The following is a 17885-nucleotide window of genomic DNA, read 5'->3' on the forward strand; positions in this document are numbered from 1 at the left end:
TACGTGTGAAGTAAATCTGTATCATGTCATCTTATCTCACTACAAATCAAGTCATAGGAACATGATCACAAGATTCCGAAAACATGTACGTGTTTTTCCCAAAAGTCGTACGTGTTTTTTCGAAAACACGTACATGTTTTTTGGAAGGACTCGGCATGTAGCAAAATCATGGGTTCAGCCCATAAATCGTAGCCTGTACGGCATGCGATAAGATATAGGCCGCAGGCGTGTCGTTTGAGGGGGAATAGCCTTTGGAGAGCCTCTGGATTACGGGTTCCTTGTTCGTGCCCAGTATCGGGACCAATAAGGGGGCGCCGTTCAAGATAAGCGGTCCCGTCATGGTGATCCGGTATTGGCCGGTAGAAGGTTGCTGGGATACCGCATAGTTACGGCTATCCGACAATAGCTCCATGGTGGTAGGGAAAATGGATGCCGTATGGGAATCCTCACCTACGCCGAGGATGATGCAATCGAACGTAGGCATTTGATTGAACAACGGCAAGAATTCCTTTACGACCCATGAATAACGCATCGCCTCGGTACCCGGCTCGTTCTCGCCCTTGATCCGGTGGATATGGTCCGCCGGGATACGCAAAGGCTTAAAAAGCAAATGATTCGCATGACCGTAATTACTATCCGGACTCGTTGGTGGAACACAACGCTCGTCCACCCAGAAGAAACGGATGTTATTCCAGTCAATCTTATCCTTATACTCATCTACCCAGAGGGAAAACATATGCTTCGCCGTCTCCCCTCCCGAGAGCGCTAGGTTAAACGGAGCGAAGTCTTTCCGGCGAATCATCGCCATCATGTCCTCCGTCATCGACCGAAGCGCCTCTTTCATCTCATTATATCTCTTTATTTCCATAAAATTATCTTCTTTGGCAGGCGCAGACTTTCTTTTCCGCACCTAAAATAACAGTTTCCTCCGGTCCGTCCTCACCCGGCTCATAAAAGAATAAGTTCTTCGAACCCTCCTCTTTCCAATGGAGCAAGATCGGATCGATAAATTTCCAGCTAGCCTCCAAAGCGTCGCTACGAGCATACAGGGTGGAATCGCCCAGCATGGCATCCAGCAACAGACGCTCGTAAGCGTCAGGAAGATAGCTCTTCGAGAGGGAATCGTAGCGGAAGTCCATGCTGACTTGCTTCACCTCGAAACCGGCTCCCGGCATTTTCAGCCCGAACTTCAAGGATATACTCTCGTTCGGTTGGATACGGATGGTCAATTTATTGCAGGAACCTCCCGAACATTGACCGACAAACAGTTGATGGGGCGTAGACTTGAAGTGGATCACTACCTCCGATGATTTCTCCGGCAACTTCTTTCCCGTATAGAAATAGAAGGGCACACCGCTCCAGCGCCAGTTATCGATGAAGAATTTCATCGCCACATACGTCTCGGTATTCGAGTCGGGAGCTACGTTCTTCTCTTCCCGATAACCGATATATTGTCCGCGGACAACCATCTTATCCATATCCAACACCGTATACGGACGTATGGAGCGGAATACTTTCACGATCTCGTCACGAATCGGTTCCGGCTCGAATATAGAGGGAGATTCCATGGCGATAAACGACATCAATTGCATCAAGTGATTCTGGATCATATCCCGCATCGCCCCGGCTCCATCATAATATTTCCCTCGATTCTCCACCCCCAAGGTCTCAGTTGCGCTGATCTCGATGGAATCGATATAATTATGGTTCCACAATGGCTCGAAAATACCATTCGAGAAACGCAATACCAAGATATTCTGCACGGTCTCTTTCCCCAGATAATGGTCGATACGATAAATCTCCTCCTCATGGAAGATATGTCGTAAATGATCGTTCAACTGGCGGGCAGACTCCAAGCTGGTACCGAACGGCTTCTCTACGATGATCCGCCTGAAACCATCTGGAGACTCGGTCTTGTTCAAACCGCTCTCCAGCAAACATTGCGGGACGATCTCGTACATCACCGGCGGGGTAGCCAAGTAATAGATGATCTTATCCGGCAAGTCATGTTTCTCTTGCAAGAACTCGATGCGCTCACGCAATTTGTAGTATTCATCGGCGTTCGTGGAATCGAAGGCGAGGTAATAGACATTCTCCAAGAAGTCATCGATCAAGCCCTCGTCGTAAGTCTTTCCCTTCTGTGCCTCCAAGATATGCGTATGTTGCTCCGCACGGAACTCCTCATCACCATAAGCGGTACGGGCAGCCCCCAAGATGCAGAAGCGGTCGGGCAGCAAGCCCCGGACATATAACTCGAACAAAGAGGGAAGCAACTTGCGACTGGTAAGATCGCCCGACGCCCCGAATATAACTAATAATTGATTATCTGCTTTCTTCATACCTTTATACGTTATAAGTTCCAGAAACCGTCTTTCCTCCCTCACCCGTCCAGTTGGTATGGAAAAACTTACCACGCTCCCAATCGACCCGCTCATAAGTATGAGCCCCGAAATAATCCCGCTGGGCCTGAATCAAGTTAGCGGCGGAATGCGGGGTAGACAGTCCATCGAAATAACTCAACCCCGAGCTCATCGCCGGCAAAGCCACTCCATGCAAGGCACCCTCGGCTACCACTTGCCGCCAAGCCAACAAGGAAGACTCGATCTTTTGAATAAAGAACTCATCGAATAAGAGGTTCTCCAGATTCCGGTTCTTCTCATAAGCCTGCGTAATTTTCTCCAAAAAGACAGAGCGTATGATACATCCCTTCCGCCAGATCTTGGCGATCGTACCGTAATCCAACTGCCAATCATATCGCTTGGAGGCTTGGTACAACAAAGAGAATCCCTGCGCGTAGGAAACCAACTTAGCGGCATACAAAGCCTGCTTGATCTCTTTCTCCGAGATCAAGGTCTGCCCCAGCACGCCACTCTTCGGATAAAGCGAGGACGCTTTTTTCCGTTCTTCCTGCATGGAAGAAAGCATACGGGCATAAACAGCCTCGGTAATCAATGTCAGCGGATCATTCTCGTCCATAGCGGCGATAGCGCTCCATTTACCGGTACCCTTCTGGCCGGCGGCATCCAATATCTTATCTAGCAGGTAGCCCTCCCCCGCCTCGTCCTTGAAGCGGAGAATATCGGCCGTAATACCGATCAGGTAGCTATCCAGCTCTCCCGTGTTCCAATCCTCAAAGATACGAGCCAAGGCCTCATTGTCCAGATCCAGACGATTCTTCAATAAAGAATACGCCTCGGAAATCAACTGCATATCTCCATACTCGATACCATTGTGTACCATTTTCACGAAATGGCCGGCTCCACCCGGACCAATCCATTGGCAACAAGGCGTCCCGTCGTCCAGCTTGGCGGCGATGCTTTGCAAGACATCCTTCACCAAAGGCCAAGCGGCAGGCGAACCACCCGGCATCACGGAAGGTCCGTACAAGGCACCGATCTCGCCTCCGGAGATTCCGGTACCTACGAAGTACATCCCATGCGCCTCCATCTCCTTCACCCGGCGTTCCGTATCATGGAAATCCGAGTTACCACCATCAATAATCACGTCACCGGGTGATAAGTAAGGAATCAATTGAGCCATCAGCTCATCCACCGGGGCACCCGCTTTTACCATCAGCATAATCTTGCGAGGACGCTCGATAGACTCAACAAATTCCTGTATCGTATGGGTTCCTATAAAATTCTTTCCTTTTCCACGACCGCTCATGAAGCGGTCTACCACGCCTTCCTCTCCCTGCGCTGTACGATTATAAACGGATACGGCGAACCCCTTACTTTCCATATTCAACGCAAGGTTCTCGCCCATCACAGCCAAGCCGATTAATCCAATATTTGATGTTTTCATATTTATGTTTTTATTTTATTAATCCAAATAGATCATTTAAAGCCTCACTCATCGACGGATGGGTGAATATCGAATCCCGAAGGAATGTGTAATCTTGCCCGAGACGCATCGCCAAGCTAACCGTATTTATGACTTCGCTGGACTCGGCGCAGAATAAGGTACATCCTAGGATCTTCCCGGTATCCGCATCTACCACGGCTTTCAGCAAGCCATCCGTCTGCTCGATGGTACGGGTACGAGGCATAGCGGCGGCAGGCAGGCTGGCCACCTTTATATTTTTCTCCATCTTACGGGCTTGCGTCTCGTTCAACCCGACATGGGCCAACGGAGGATCGATGAATACGGAATAAGCCACTGCTTCCCGATCGTCCAAGCTCCGGAAACCATTACCAAACAGCTCTTCCCGGATAATACGGTAATCATCCAAAGACAGATAGGTGAATTGTAATCCGCCATGTACATCCCCGATCGCCCAGATATTAGGGATATTGGTACGCAACTTACTATCCACCTCGATAGCGCCACGATTAGTCGTCTGTATTCCGGCGGCCTGCAGATTTAGGCTTTCCGTATTCGGTTTACGGCCGGTAGCCAAAAGCACCGCCTCAGCATCCAGCCGCAAGGTATCTCCCGAGATAGCGTTACGGCAGATCACCGCAGCCCGCTCAACATCCTGCTCAATCGTCTGCACAACCGTGTTCAAATGAATGGTGATCCCTTTCTTCTCTAGCGTGGACTTCACCGAATCGGCGATGTCCCGGTCCTCACGAGGGATGAACACCTCCCCTGCCTCCAAGATCGTTACCTTCGACCCAAAACCGGCGAACATGGAAGCGAATTCCAGCCCGATATATCCGCCTCCGACAATAACCAGATGCCGTGGCAGTTTCTCCAGTTCCATAATGGAAGTACTTGTATATACGTAAGGATTATCCTCGATACCGCTTATCGTAGGAATAATCGTCGTGGCTCCGGTATTGATGAATATCTTCTCGCCTTCCAGCAAGAAAGAGTCCGTATCCGTTTTCACGACAATCTCATAAGGGGAACGAAAAGAAGCCTCTCCGGTATAGACCGTTACGGTCTCCCGATCATCCAGATTCTTGAAATTCTTCTCACGAAGCAAAGAGGTCAGTTTCTCCTTGGCGAGGATCGCCTGCTTAAACTCCTCCGCATATTGCTCGAAGGTAGAAGGTCTGCGATACCCTGTCACTTGAGCGTAATGTACAAGCGCTTTCGTCGGTATACAGCCGATATTGATACAAGTACCTCCGTACATACCCGTCGAACGCTCCACCACAGCTACATTCCATCCATGGTTGGCCAAATCCGCCGCCAAGGTTTTTCCACCTTTCCCAAAACCAATAATAATCGCGTCGTACTTTTTCATCTCTGATTTATCTTCTTTTCGTTAGACATTAAAATAACATTCGTTTTAACCTAATTGTTGCGAATTTCATATTGCAAAAATAGCTCCAGCCCCTATTTTACAAAATGGCTGTTCAACCTATAAGTTTAGCCATTTTTCCCGAAACAACAAAATAACGGACAATATGCTTCGCCTCATCCTTCTCTACGCCACCTAACGCACTCGTTAAGTCCACCGGAAAATATACATTTATGGACTATGTAAAGGTAGGGTTACCTTTACAAATCGTGATGGGAATCGTGATGGTATTTATATCACCTTTATTATTCCCATTCTAAACATTCGCACATGCATTTTAGTTTTATATTTGCAGTTGTAAAACAGTACAAGAAAATTTATGGATATACCGTTTAAACCGATTAGGTTAGAAGACAAAGAGATCATAACCTCATTTACATTTCCCAGCGATTATCGCAATTGTGATTTCTCATTCGCGAACATGTGCAGTTGGCGTTTCTTATATGACAGCGAATTCGCTATCGTGGATGGCTATTTATTAATCCGTTTCATGATCGAGGACAAGAGCCGTTTCGCCTATATGATGCCTGTCGGGGATGGAGATTTAGCGGGTGCCGTTCGTTTGCTAGAAGAGGATTCCTTAAAATATGGACATCCGCTCTGTATGCTGGGTATCACCCCCGACGCCAAGGAGCAACTGGAAGGCGCACTTCCCGGAAGCTTTTTCTATATCCCGGAGCGGGATTATTTCGACTATATTTATTTACGGGAGGATTTAGCTACCTTACGGGGTAAGAAATATCAATCCAAGCGTAATCATATCAATAATTTCAAGAAACGTTATTCGTACGAGTATGTCCCTATCACGCCGGATATCGTACCGCAATGCCTGAAACTGGAATGTAAATGGTATAAAGCAAACAATGGAGATAATGACGAGGAAGAGCTTAATGACGAACGTCGCTCCCTTACCTATGCCTTACATCATTTTGACAGCCTAGGCCTGATCGGTGGCGCTCTCCGGGTTGATAACGAGATTATCGCTTTCTCTTTCGGGGCCCCTATCAACCATAATACATTCGGGGTTCACGTGGAGAAAGCGGACGTGAATTTCGACGGTGCCTATACGGTGATTAACCAAGAGTTCGCTTCTCACCTTCCGGAACAGTATACTTACGTGAACCGGGAGGAGGATCTCGGCATACCGGGGTTGCGCCAAGCGAAGCTTTCTTATCAGCCTACCATACTATTAGAGAAGAGTGCCGCAATAAAAAAGCAACTTACGCAAACTAAATAAATTATGGACAAGAAACAACAAATCGTAAACTTATGGCGTACCTGCTTCGGGGATTCCGAGGCATTTATCAGCCTTTATTTTGATCGTGTTTACAAGGACGAGAACGCAATGACCATCGAGAAGGACGGTAAAATAGTATCTGCCTTGCAGATAGTTCCTTATACGATGACTTATTTGGGTACCGAGATCTCGGTGGCCTATATCTCCGGGGTGTGCACGGCTCCGGAAGAAAGGGGTCAGGGGCTTATGCGGCAACTCTTGCAAGAGACATTCGAGGAAATGGAACGGCGTGAGGTCGCTATCTCCGCCTTGATCCCTGCCGATCCTTGGCTATTCGACTATTACCGGGAACAGGGTTATACCGAGGCATTCGATTATTCCGTGGAGACGTATATCCGCCCGAATACGCCGGTTCAACTCCCGAAGATAACGGTTATCCAACCGGAGGTACCGACAACCGACGAATTGTTCGCTTATTTCAACCGCAAATTACGTGAACGCCCTTCCTGTATCTTGCACTCGCAGGATGATTTCATCACAATACTCCGGGATCTGCAATTAGATAACGGAGGAATGTACACGGCCTTGGACGAGAACGAGAAGGTGGTTGGCATGGCTTTCGCACTACCTCTTGAGGCGGGTACAGCGCCGTCCGACAAAAAGCTTTTTATCAAGGAACTTCTTTACGACTCGGAAGAGATCAAGGAATTAATATTGCAAGAGCTTACCCTGCAAAATAACATATCACAAGCGACGGTCAATACCCCTCCCACCCCTCCGGGTACCTTACCTATGGGTATGGCCCGCATCATCGACACGAAACGCATGATCCACCTCTGGCTATCCAAACAACACGAAAGCCCCGTCTCCAAAAAAGACTTGGAACAAATGGATAACCAAACGCTAACACGACAGTTGATGGGGTACCAAGGGAGGACGGCTTATATGAGTTTGATGCTGGACTGACAAAGAAAATCCCCTAGCTAAGACGATTTTTGGCTAGGGGATTTTATATATAAATATATAACTACTATTATTTCTTTACCGGCTTATGATAAACATATTTCTCTTCCGGATTCATATACCAATTTTTCTGGCTTGTGCCTGATGAAGCAGACCATTCCTTAAATGCCGGGTATGCTTGATCAATAGAAACGACTTCTGACGCATATTTAAAATCACTCATCGGGATAATAAATCCCCACATTGTCTTATCTGAATTGTCAGGGTCATTAGCAACATAATTATTTGTCTCAGCTTTAACCCGATCAGTCGGTTTATAACCAGCCAAATGGACTTCTGAACGATTCTGGGCATTACCACCATTTACTATAAAGAAATTCAAATAGAACATATCCAGATCATCTGATGAAACAGGACTGTTGAATTCGACCTCATATTGCAAAGTTCTTATGCCATAATCGTTAGCATTATTAAATGTATTCACGGGCACTCGCTTATCCACATTACCCATAATCCTATGCGCATCATCAAACAAAGGTAGCACCGCAGCAGAAGGATTCGACTCTATTTCATTTGCCGATTCAAAATATCCATTATTGGCAAACACGCCATTCGGCACAGAAGCTTTCGTTATCTTGGCGGTCGTTAATCTATCAAACTGGATACCTGCTCCCAATGTCTTTGTAGCTCCTACCGCAATCAAGTTGACAGTTAAGATCATACTTTCTACATTGTTTGCGCCGTCCATAACCAATTGACTCTGTATGCCCAACACCAAATCATTCATATCATAATCACCAAAAGCAGGCCAATTATCTTCCATGGCGAATGTATAGTAGGGACCATTGGGAACTTCTATCGGATAATTAGGATTAGAAGGAGGATTTGTCGAACCTTGATTACCATCACCCGTGCAATCGCCCGCAGGAATTGCAATTGAAGCGTTTTTATCAACCTGCTTACTTCCACCAGACAACGTTAGATTTTTCGAAAGTTCATTCCCTTTCCATAAGTCTCCCAACAATTCCAAATTCCCATCCAACGAAAGCGTTCCTCCCGATAAATTAATTTGCGTGAAATCCAATAAGGCATAATCTGAATCCTTACACTCTATCTTGTTCCAACTTTTAAAAGATGCCAAATTCTGCCCTGACACATCATCTGTATCCGTAATTCTGAAAATCGAGTATTTTTCCATTTCACACTCAATCTCTTTCGCATCCATATATCTTGCTTCAAGCAGAGTAGAAGCACCCAAGAACATACCAACATTGTAAAGCGAAAGTCCGGCTTCAACATTAATCTTACAATGATTCTCTATCCGTCCACCATTGCCACTATTTTCTGCTGTCATATTAATATTAGTAGCCTTAATCGTACCATAATTTATTAGCTCAACAGCATGATTTTTCGATCTATATCCCGAAAGAATTACTTCTCCATAGTTCTCAAGATCATAATCAACTAATTTGTAAGCGGGTTTAAAACTATCATCCGGCTCTCCAAACTTCGCTCCACTTTTCACAACCAGCCTAGCGCCGTTACCTTGTGATTGTCCATCAGCTTCAAGGATTTTCAAACTACCCTTCTGGTCCAAAACAATAGTAGCCCCACTGCTTCCTATAAGAGTTGAGACAGACAATGCCCCTTCTACATATAATGTCACACTTCCGACCAGAGTAAGGGCCTTTGCCTCATAACCTTCTCCGACAAGCTTATACTCCCCTTCATACAAAGTAATAGAACCTTTATCCTTAGAAGCCATATTAAAAAACTCCTGGGCAGAAATCAATCTAGCTTTTCCTGAATTATAATTATCTTCTCCACTTCTCAATAAAGATTTAGTTGTTGTACCAACGGCAGAAGCTGGCTTAAAATCGCAAGCCAGATCCTTCATTGAGGGATCTACTAATACGGTCTTCACCGATTTTCCTTTTCGGGGATCAATCTGCATAATGTAAATTGTTTCTAAAGCTTGGGGCAATGTCATCGTGCGAACATACGGCTTATTCCCGTTGGCCACACCACCATATAATGGTTTAGCATCATCGGCATAGAAAGGATTCACGTCATATACCCATACTTGGTAATCATACTGGCCATTGAACTCATCATTCACCTCTACGGTTAAAGTCATTTGACGAATAGTAGCTGTCGATTGATTGAAATCATTAGGCAAAGACGGATCCGGCTTCTCCGGAGTAGGCGGAACCGGATCCGGCTTAGGTTCGTACACATCGGTAGTACACGCCGCCAATAGAACGCAAAGCGCGATAGCGACACATTTCATTGTTGATTGAATCATTCTTCTCATATTATTAAAGTTGTATTGTTCCCTAATCCTGTAAACATTTAAGTATTACCCTATAACACCGTTTAAAAAAGAAGTTGTATATTTTAATCAACTTATTGAGTATTATCAACAGCAAAGGTAGATTTTATTATAATGCGAAGTTCTTAAACGCACAAATATTATCACATCAATTAACTATAATTAATAATGCCCCAAAGAAAACACCTTTGATAAATAGACAATATTTATTTCATGCCATGTTAAAAAAGAACAATAAAAGACTATTCACCCTACTCCAACCATTCAATCAGCTTATCAGCCAAAGTTACTGTTCCCGGCAAAGGTGGTTGGTGCCGATGTGGAGAAGGCCCCTAGCGATTTTCTCTTGGCAATAACATGCCATCTGGCAATTTGACAAAATGAAAACCAAAGTCTCGGAGAATCGATTTTTTCGGGCAAAGGTACGGATTGCTCCCAAATACGAGAAGAAAAAACAGCATTCGTCTCGTTGATAGACGAATACTGAAAAATAGCCTTTCGCTCCAGAGAAATTAATTCATCGTATCTCATATTTTGAGGCAAGAAAATGGTAAAAGCAGTGTTACGATAGGGTTATAGCACGGCAAGAATGCCCATTCATGAGTACTCATAACCCTATGCACGGCCGCTCATAATGCCTAACGCGAGTATCGGCATTGGGCAATACGACCTATCGCAACAGGTTTCGCCACCTATCGTGTACAAAATCGGCCCCTTTTTCAAGAAAAAGCGTGTTTATTGCCACACCTATCTCATTATCTTGTCACTTTCGCACGAAGGGTATGTCAACATATTCGTATAATATGAAGCAAATAGTCAGAATAAGCTTCTATTTCGCAACAGACCCATCATACAAGCCAGAGGCTCCCAATAGGCCTTAAGCACTCACATAAAACACGGAATTTTCAATCCAACTGATAAATCTTCAGCTTATTGTAAAGCGTCTTCCGGTCGATGCCCAATAACTGGGCCGCACGGGTCTTATTGTTGCCGCACTCTTGGAGGGCCTTACGGATAAGGTCTCGTTCGTGCTCCACGTTCTTTAGCTGGATGTTGGCGTGCGACAGGAGGTTCTCCGTCAGTTCCTCCGGGAGTTCCTTGCGGGTGATGTATCGGCCGGTCGCCAATAAGGTAGCGTACTTGATGACGTTCTTCATCTGCCGCAGGTTGCCCGGCCAAGAATAGGATTGGAACAATTGCATGGTATCGTTGTCGAAACCGATGATATCTTTCTGGAGCTCGCTATTCGCCAGATCGAGGAAGTGGTTGGCGAACAAGAGCAAATCCTCTTTTCGCTCTTTCAAGTCCGGGATACGGATCGTGAACTCATTGATACGATGGTACAGGTCCTCACGGAAATCTCCTTTCTCGATCGCCTGCCGCAAGTTCTCGTTCGTAGCGGATATCAGACGTACGTTGATGGCGATCTCCTGATTGCTCCCGATCGGCTTCACCTTGCGCTCCTGCAGGGCACGCAATAGCTGGACCTGCACCTCATACGTCAGGTTCCCGATCTCATCCAAGAAGATCGTACCGCCTTGGGCCGCCACGAACGCCCCGGTCTTGTTCTCGATCGCCCCCGTAAAAGAACCTTTCACGTGGCCGAAGAACTCGGAAGCCGCCAATTCCTTGGGGATAGCGCCGCAATCCACGGCGACAAACGGAGCCTTGCTACGATTACTTTGCTCGTGAATCCGACGGGCGATGTACTCCTTACCGGTACCGCTAGCGCCGGTCACCAATACCGACATATCCGTCGGAGCCACCAAACGCACATGCTCATAAAGCTGGCGGGCCGCTTGGCTCTGCCCCTCGATATAAAGATCCGGGGCCGAGGGAACCGGGACTCTCGCCGGAGCCTTCTCCTCCACGTGCGCAAGCTCCCTGATCTTTCCCAGCAACTCATCCGGGTTCAGCGGCTTGGCGATATAATCCGCCGCTCCCAGCTTCATCGCCTGAACCGCCGTTTGTATCTCCGCATAACTGGTCATCATGATAAGGGGTAAGGAAGGATGAGTGCTTTTCAGCCATTTCAATAAGTCGATCCCGTCACTATCCGGCAGGCGTAAATCCGATATAACCAAATCGAACGCTTCCTCCCCCAGCCTCCGTTTAGCGTCGGAGACAGAGGACGAGGATCTTACGACAAACCCTTTCTTACCCAGCCATGTGGTAAGCATCAAGGAAAAAGTTATATCATCTTCAACGATTAGAATCGACAACATACCCACTCAGATTATTTATAGTAACCACAAAGGTAAATAAATAAAACGAATCAAGAAAACATCCACGTAGCTTTACGCCATACTCCCTCGAAAGGACCTTGTTTATGATGGGCCAGCCACCAGTGGCAAAAACCTAGCTGGAGAATGAAAAGAAGGATTCCTACGGCGAAGCTGGCGGTCGTTCCCAGATCGTCATACAGGGATAAACCGTATCCGAAATAGATGAAAGAGCCTACCATCGATTGCGTGAGGTAATTCGTCAAGCTCATTTTCCCGTAAGGCACAAGCCCGTGAAGCACCTTATGCGGCGCCTTCCACTGCCACAAGAAGATAAAGGAGGATACCAATACGCACATGAACGAGAAATTACGCAAGGAAGACACGATCGTGCTCATCGGGCGAAGCTCTTCGGTACGCTCCAGCAAACCGGGTAGGGAAAGGGACAGATAATAGAGGGGAATGAAACAAACTACCCCGATAACAAAGGTCCTTGTCCAAAACGTCCGGTGCTTCTCCGGATCGACAAACAATCCCTTGCGCCCCAACAACATACCCAGCATAAAGAGAGCCGATGTCTGGAAGAAACGTCCATAGCTCCAAGCCCAGAGAAGGCTATACAGCTGCCCGTCCCACAGATTGGACTTGACCATTTCCCAAAAGCTGGTACCTTCCATATACGGAAAGATCCGCATACAGTGCACCAGCCATTGTTCCTTGGATGCCACATATTCCGGATGCATCAGGGCATACATGAATTTACCCCACTCCATAGGCTGTAGCATCAAGACCACGGCGATCGCCAATACCACCTTATTACTCAACTTGCAAACCGGTATCAACACAATACCCAAGATCGAATAAAGCACCAAGATCTCCCCCGGGAAGAACGATGCGTTGAAGCAACCGATAAAGAATAGGAGCACCAACCGCCAGAAGAAACGAAGCCGGAAGTCCTTCCCTTTCCTCGCTTGGTTATCAAACTGGATGAAAAAACTAAAACCGAACAGCAGGGCGAAAATAGCGTATGCCTTCCCGGAAAAGAGGAAGAACAAGGTATCCCATACCCCTTTATCCAAGGCTTTCATAAAATCGGTAGTAGCCTCCGGAAAATTATACAAGTTAAAATGCTCGATATTATGCAATAGGATAATAGCCATAACAGCAAATCCTCGTAATGCGTCGACCACCTCGATACGGGGCCGGGCTTGTAGTGCGTGTTCCATGATATGATTCAGTAGATTTTATTATTTCGTGGCAAAAGTAACGAAACTAAATAGAAAAAGCATCCTCGAAAGGATGCCTTTTTCTTTTGCAGACTTAAATTGAATACTCAGGACTTAATCTTTCGCCATGAATAAATTCATGACTTTCGTTTTTAACGGTTTAAATGTAGAAACGCCCACTTGCGATTTCATTAAATAGATAGCGAATATCGTGCCAAAGCCAGCGAAACGCACGATAATGAATATCTAACTACTTATCCTTTAACAAGTAATAGATAAATTTTGTTTCTATAAAGTAGAATTTTATTTCAAAAGCATGGGGAAAGGCATTCCACGGATGGGTATTTATTCCACACCGGATTCCACAAGATTACCCGATGGCAGACTCCGCATCCTTCACGATAGCAAGCGCTTGCTCGATTACCTCGCCCAGCAGGTGGTACCAGCCGGAATCGGTCAGTTCCTCATCATTCTTCTCCAAGATCCGCAGGTGTTGTACCAATGAATTGGCCCCCAGCATCGTGAACAGGGGAATCAACTTATGAGATATCCGGGAGGCTTCCTCCCGGTCTTTTCCCTCTAACGCATCCCGAAGTAAGTCGATGCTCTTGCGGGTTTCCTCCGAGAAGGTTTTCAGTATAGAGGCTGAGGCCTCCGGATCCTCTCCGGCAAAAGCGGTCAACGAAGAGAAATTCAACTCGCTCCTTGCCTCCAGATGGAGTGTCAGCAACTCATTCAGCAAGGAGATTAATTGGGCGGCGGTAAACGGCTTGTTCAAGAAACCCGTGAAACCAGCCTCCAGATAATGCTCGTGCTCCTTGGCGATACTGGCAGATAGGGCGATCACCGGGATCTCATCCGTTCCGGGGATACCGGACGTACGTATCCGCTCCAGTAAATGATAGCCATCCAGCGTCGGCATCTGTATATCGGTGATAATGGCGTTGAATACGGTGTTCCGCAATAGCTCGAGGACGTTATGCGGATTCGTACAACCTACCACCTGCACGTGACTCTGCTTCAAGAGTTCCTCCGTCAAGGCCAGTTGTAGAGGATCGTCATCTACCAGAAGACAATAGACATCTTGCCCCTCAAACAAGGGTAAAGCCTCGGCTTCACCAGCATCCGGAGCCTCCGCCATTACGTCCGGCAAAGATTGGTTATCAGCCAAGGGAAGAGGTAGCAAGATCGTGAAATCACTGCCTTTTCCCGGGGTACTATCCAAAGCAAGCGTACCGTTCATCAAGGACAGAAGCTTACGGGTGATGGAGAGGCCCAGACCGAAACCTTCCGCCTCTTCCGTATCGGCAAGGCGGGTAAACTCCCCGAATATCCGCTCTTGTTCCTCTTTCGGGATGCCCGGACCGGAATCGCTGACGGTAATAGATAATTGATAATTGATAATTGAAAGTTTTTGGAGGGAGACAAGCAAAACGACTCGTCCCGCTTCCGTGAACTTGATAGCGTTGGATAAGAGGTTTCCTACGACCTGCCGGATACGGATCGGGTCGCCCATATAGACTTGCCCAGTCTCCTCCGGTTTCAGGTTCAAGACAAACCGTAAGCCTTTCGCCTCCGCTATCGGCTGGAAGCTGGTATAGATCTCATCGAACAAGACTGGGACACGGAAGGGAACGCTATGCACCTCCATCTCGCCGGACTCCAACCGCTGGAAATCCAACAGGTCGTTCACCAAGGAAAGGATATGATCCGAGGAACCTTTCATGTTCTCCAGATAATATTGCTGACGCTCGTCTGGATGGCGGCGTAGCAAAAGCTCGATATATCCGATGATGGAAGAGAGCGGAGCCCGTATATCGTGGCTGATCGTCAACATCAGCTTCTCACGGCTTCGCAATAAGCTCTCGGCGACCTGTTTCGCCTTTTCCAGTTGCATACGGTAATATTTACTTCGTGAGATATCCCGTGAGATAAAGAAGAGGAACAGAAAGGCGATTACCACGGAGACGATCGCGATTCCGGCGATCAAATGGGAGGTCTCCCTTAATAGTACCTGCTTCTTATAGACCCTTTCCAGCGACGCCTCCATCTCCTCCTCCTCTATATTACGGAGCATCTGGTTGATCTCCCGGGTAATCACGCTATTGTTATACCGTAAGTTAGAGGCCCTTTCCAACAACTGATCCATCAGTTGTTGCCGTTGCCAAGCCACACTGTCTTGGATGCTTTTCAGCACGCTGACAATCGTATCGGTCGGATTATAAGCGTTCACCAACGTATCGGTAACGATCTCCCGGGTCGTGTTCACCACGATGCTGGTATCTTCCTTGCCGGGAGAGAACACGTCGGCCAAACGCTTGAAGAATCCCCGCTTCTTACGGGGAACTACCACCGTATCTTGCTTGACCTCTACCCGCTCTTGTACCTGCACCTCGTTTACGATTGTATCCCGGACGGCAATTATTTTCTCGATATTCTCCGTATAAAGACGCTCCGTATTCGCTTCCTGCCAAGTCTCAAGCAAACGACGGGTATTCCATCGCTTACGCTCCAGCAGTATGTCGATCGTATCTATTTTCAGGAGTTGCATGGAGTCCGTCACCAAGGTCCTCAACGAATCCATGTTATTATGGGCCTTATTCAACGTACGATTGAAGTGGCGGAACTCGTTCTGGGGCATGCCTACCAACTGCCCCAACGCCTCGCTTTCATAGAGCAGGGAGAGCGTATTAGTGACCAAGTACACCTTCCGGCGTGCCTGATGATCCGGCTCGTCCTCCTCGGCCACTTTCTCTACTATATTATAAATGTAAGCGACCGAGCAGACCGCAATGGTAATCAGCAAAATATAGCCTAATATCACCTTGCTAGTAATATGTCCGCTTTGCTCTTTCATATACGGTTGAGATCAGTCTAATTCCTATCATAAGCGATATCCCATTTATCCATCATCTCAAAATCCTGCTTTTTTAAGCCGACTTTCCAAAATGGGATCGGGTCGTCATGGTCTCCCAGATACATACGGTCACGTACCTTGAAGGCACGATTCGTTAAGGCAAACGTGGAATCGGCCACCGGAGTCCGCACACCGGCTATATCAAGCATCGTATGGAATACGCTGTTCGTGCTAACCGGATAAGTCTCGTGTGCCTGCGCTTCCAGATATTTCTGGGGATATGACTCCCGGTAAGCCTTCGAGAACCAGATCACATACGGGATATGCAACTGGTAATAGGTCGGTATCGGAGACGCATGCAGATAACGGGCTCTGGAATCATCGAAGATATCCTCTCCATGATCGCTTAAGTAAAGCATGGATGCCGGAGCATTTGTCTTCGCCAACATATCCACGATTTCCCCCAGCACGTAATCTGTATAGTGGATGGAATTATCATAAGCGTTCCGTAACTCCTTTTTATACGAGGCACGAATTCCCTCCGCCTTATCCGGCCTATAGAAACGGAACTCCTTCGGATAACGTTCATGGTAATTAAAATGCGAGCCATAAGTATGCAGTACTACGAAAAGATTACCGTCCTCTTTATCCAGTTCCTTCTTTAGATAAGGCAAGATCGCCGCATCGTGCAAGGAGGTTAGCGTAGAACCCGTATTAAATGCACTCATATCGATAAAGGTATCTGCCTCCCGGTAAAAAGCGCCGATCATCGAGGTCGTTAGTTTCTGGTTGGCGATCACGAGCGTACGGAAACCAGCCTCTTTGAAAGCGGTCACGATACTTTTCTCGTCGTAAAGGACTCCATAATTCTCGGCGCTGGCAGCGGACAGGATAATGGGGACACTTTTATGCGTATTATTCGATTGCGTCACCACATCCGTGAAATGCACCAATCCGTCTAAAGCCTCCATACGGGGAGTCGTCTTGCGCTCGTATCCGTAAAGGCTCCATTCCATAGCACGGGAGGTCTCTCCCACTACCAAGACGTAGATCTCCCGTTTTCCCTCCGCTTGCTCCGGCTTAGTGGCGTCGAACTTAAAGTCGGCGGAAGTAATATGATACTTGCTGTTCCTCTCCGCCTTATTTATGGCGAAATATAAATTGTATAGGGCGTTAGCCGGATATACATCGTCCTTCCATGAGAACCGGTGATCTTGCGAAGGAGACAGGAAGCAAAGGAGCAAACCCACGACAAACATGCCTAGGCTGATCTTAGCCCATTTCTTCCGGAAAGGATTTCGCAGTTTCTCTTTCTGCCGTATCGAACGACAAGCGAGCACCAGCGTAGGTAATGTATAGAAAAAGAATACGCAACCGATCACCAGAATGATATTCCCCAATAACTCACTAGCCTCGGAAGCGTTCGAGCTGGTAAGGTTCAAATACATATCAACCGCTATCACGGACTGCCCGAAAAGATACAGAAGCACCAACTGCCCCCCATCTAATATAACCTTCGGCAACAGGCACCAAACCACGATCCCCGGTTTACGGGCCACTAATAAAACACACATCCAAAAGGCCAAAGGTATCAGCAACGAGGCGATACCGACCGTGACGGGAAGCGGTTCCGTAAAAAAGAACACACAGTTTGGGATGATAAATAACAGGGCAAATAAGAAATATAAATGCTCCTGTGAAGATATCCAGCGTATTAACCTTGTAAAATACTTCATTCAATCAAAACTTTGCCAACTCTCAATCATTACTCTTCTCAACTAATACCCAGAACCTGAA

General features: G+C 47.0%; 11 protein-coding genes. 2 read left to right on the forward strand and 9 right to left on the reverse strand.

Annotated features, from left to right (window positions below):
- Positions 1 to 166: 166 nt before the first annotated feature.
- Genes pgl through DWX84_RS14775 form a run of 4 tightly spaced genes read right to left on the reverse strand, consistent with a single transcriptional unit; the run spans position 167 to position 5194 of the window.
- On the reverse strand, positions 167 to 868 hold the full coding sequence (gene pgl / locus DWX84_RS14760) for a 6-phosphogluconolactonase (RefSeq protein ID WP_036628751.1): 702 nt from the start codon (positions 866 to 868) through the stop codon (positions 167 to 169).
- Positions 869 to 872: 4 nt separating this feature from the next.
- A complete protein-coding gene (gene zwf, locus DWX84_RS14765; RefSeq protein ID WP_005857714.1) occupies positions 873 to 2339 on the reverse strand; it encodes a glucose-6-phosphate dehydrogenase in 1467 nt (488 codons plus the stop codon).
- 4 nt (positions 2340 to 2343) lie between these two features.
- The gene (gnd, locus tag DWX84_RS14770) at positions 2344 to 3804 is read right to left on the reverse strand and encodes a decarboxylating NADP(+)-dependent phosphogluconate dehydrogenase (RefSeq protein ID WP_122377544.1); all 1461 of its coding nucleotides are present in this window, start codon (positions 3802 to 3804) and stop codon (positions 2344 to 2346) included.
- 10 nt (positions 3805 to 3814) lie between these two features.
- Positions 3815 to 5194, reverse strand: a complete 1380-nt coding sequence (locus tag DWX84_RS14775; protein WP_005863007.1) for an FAD-dependent oxidoreductase — start codon at positions 5192 to 5194, stop codon at positions 3815 to 3817.
- A gap of 376 nt (positions 5195 to 5570) precedes the next feature.
- Here DWX84_RS14775 and DWX84_RS14780 point away from each other — a divergent pair, with 376 nt between their 5' ends.
- Positions 5571 to 6488: a DUF2156 domain-containing protein gene (locus DWX84_RS14780; RefSeq protein WP_005863009.1), complete on the forward strand. Its 918-nt coding sequence runs from the start codon at positions 5571 to 5573 to the stop codon at positions 6486 to 6488.
- A gap of 3 nt (positions 6489 to 6491) precedes the next feature.
- On the forward strand, positions 6492 to 7454 hold the full coding sequence (locus DWX84_RS14785) for a GNAT family N-acetyltransferase (RefSeq protein WP_057319644.1): 963 nt from the start codon (positions 6492 to 6494) through the stop codon (positions 7452 to 7454).
- A 67-nt stretch (positions 7455 to 7521) separates the two neighbouring features.
- Here the strand turns inward: DWX84_RS14785 and DWX84_RS14790 are convergent, their stop codons facing one another.
- From DWX84_RS14790 to DWX84_RS14815, 5 genes are all read right to left on the reverse strand, one after another.
- A complete protein-coding gene (locus tag DWX84_RS14790) occupies positions 7522 to 9765 on the reverse strand; it encodes an LruC domain-containing protein (RefSeq protein ID WP_121961210.1) in 2244 nt (747 codons plus the stop codon).
- A gap of 923 nt (positions 9766 to 10688) precedes the next feature.
- The gene (locus tag DWX84_RS14800; protein ID WP_122377545.1) at positions 10689 to 12008 is read right to left on the reverse strand and encodes a sigma-54 dependent transcriptional regulator; all 1320 of its coding nucleotides are present in this window, start codon (positions 12006 to 12008) and stop codon (positions 10689 to 10691) included.
- Positions 12009 to 12058: 50 nt separating this feature from the next.
- Entirely contained in the window at positions 12059 to 13231 is a 1173-nt protein-coding gene (locus tag DWX84_RS14805; RefSeq protein ID WP_048928220.1) for a DUF418 domain-containing protein, read from the reverse strand.
- Between the two features lie 370 nt (positions 13232 to 13601).
- Positions 13602 to 16088 carry an ATP-binding protein gene (locus DWX84_RS14810; RefSeq protein ID WP_022192628.1) on the reverse strand — a complete coding sequence of 829 codons (2487 nt, stop codon included), beginning with the start codon at positions 16086 to 16088 and terminating at the stop codon, positions 13602 to 13604.
- A 17-nt stretch (positions 16089 to 16105) separates the two neighbouring features.
- Positions 16106 to 17824 (reverse strand): phosphoethanolamine transferase, encoded by a 1719-nt coding sequence (locus tag DWX84_RS14815; protein WP_005863022.1) that lies wholly within the window; start codon positions 17822 to 17824, stop codon positions 16106 to 16108.
- Positions 17825 to 17885: the final 61 nt, after the last annotated feature.

This window comes from Parabacteroides sp. AF21-43 (genome assembly GCF_003635435.1).
GTDB lineage: Bacteria > Bacteroidota > Bacteroidia > Bacteroidales > Tannerellaceae > Parabacteroides > Parabacteroides distasonis.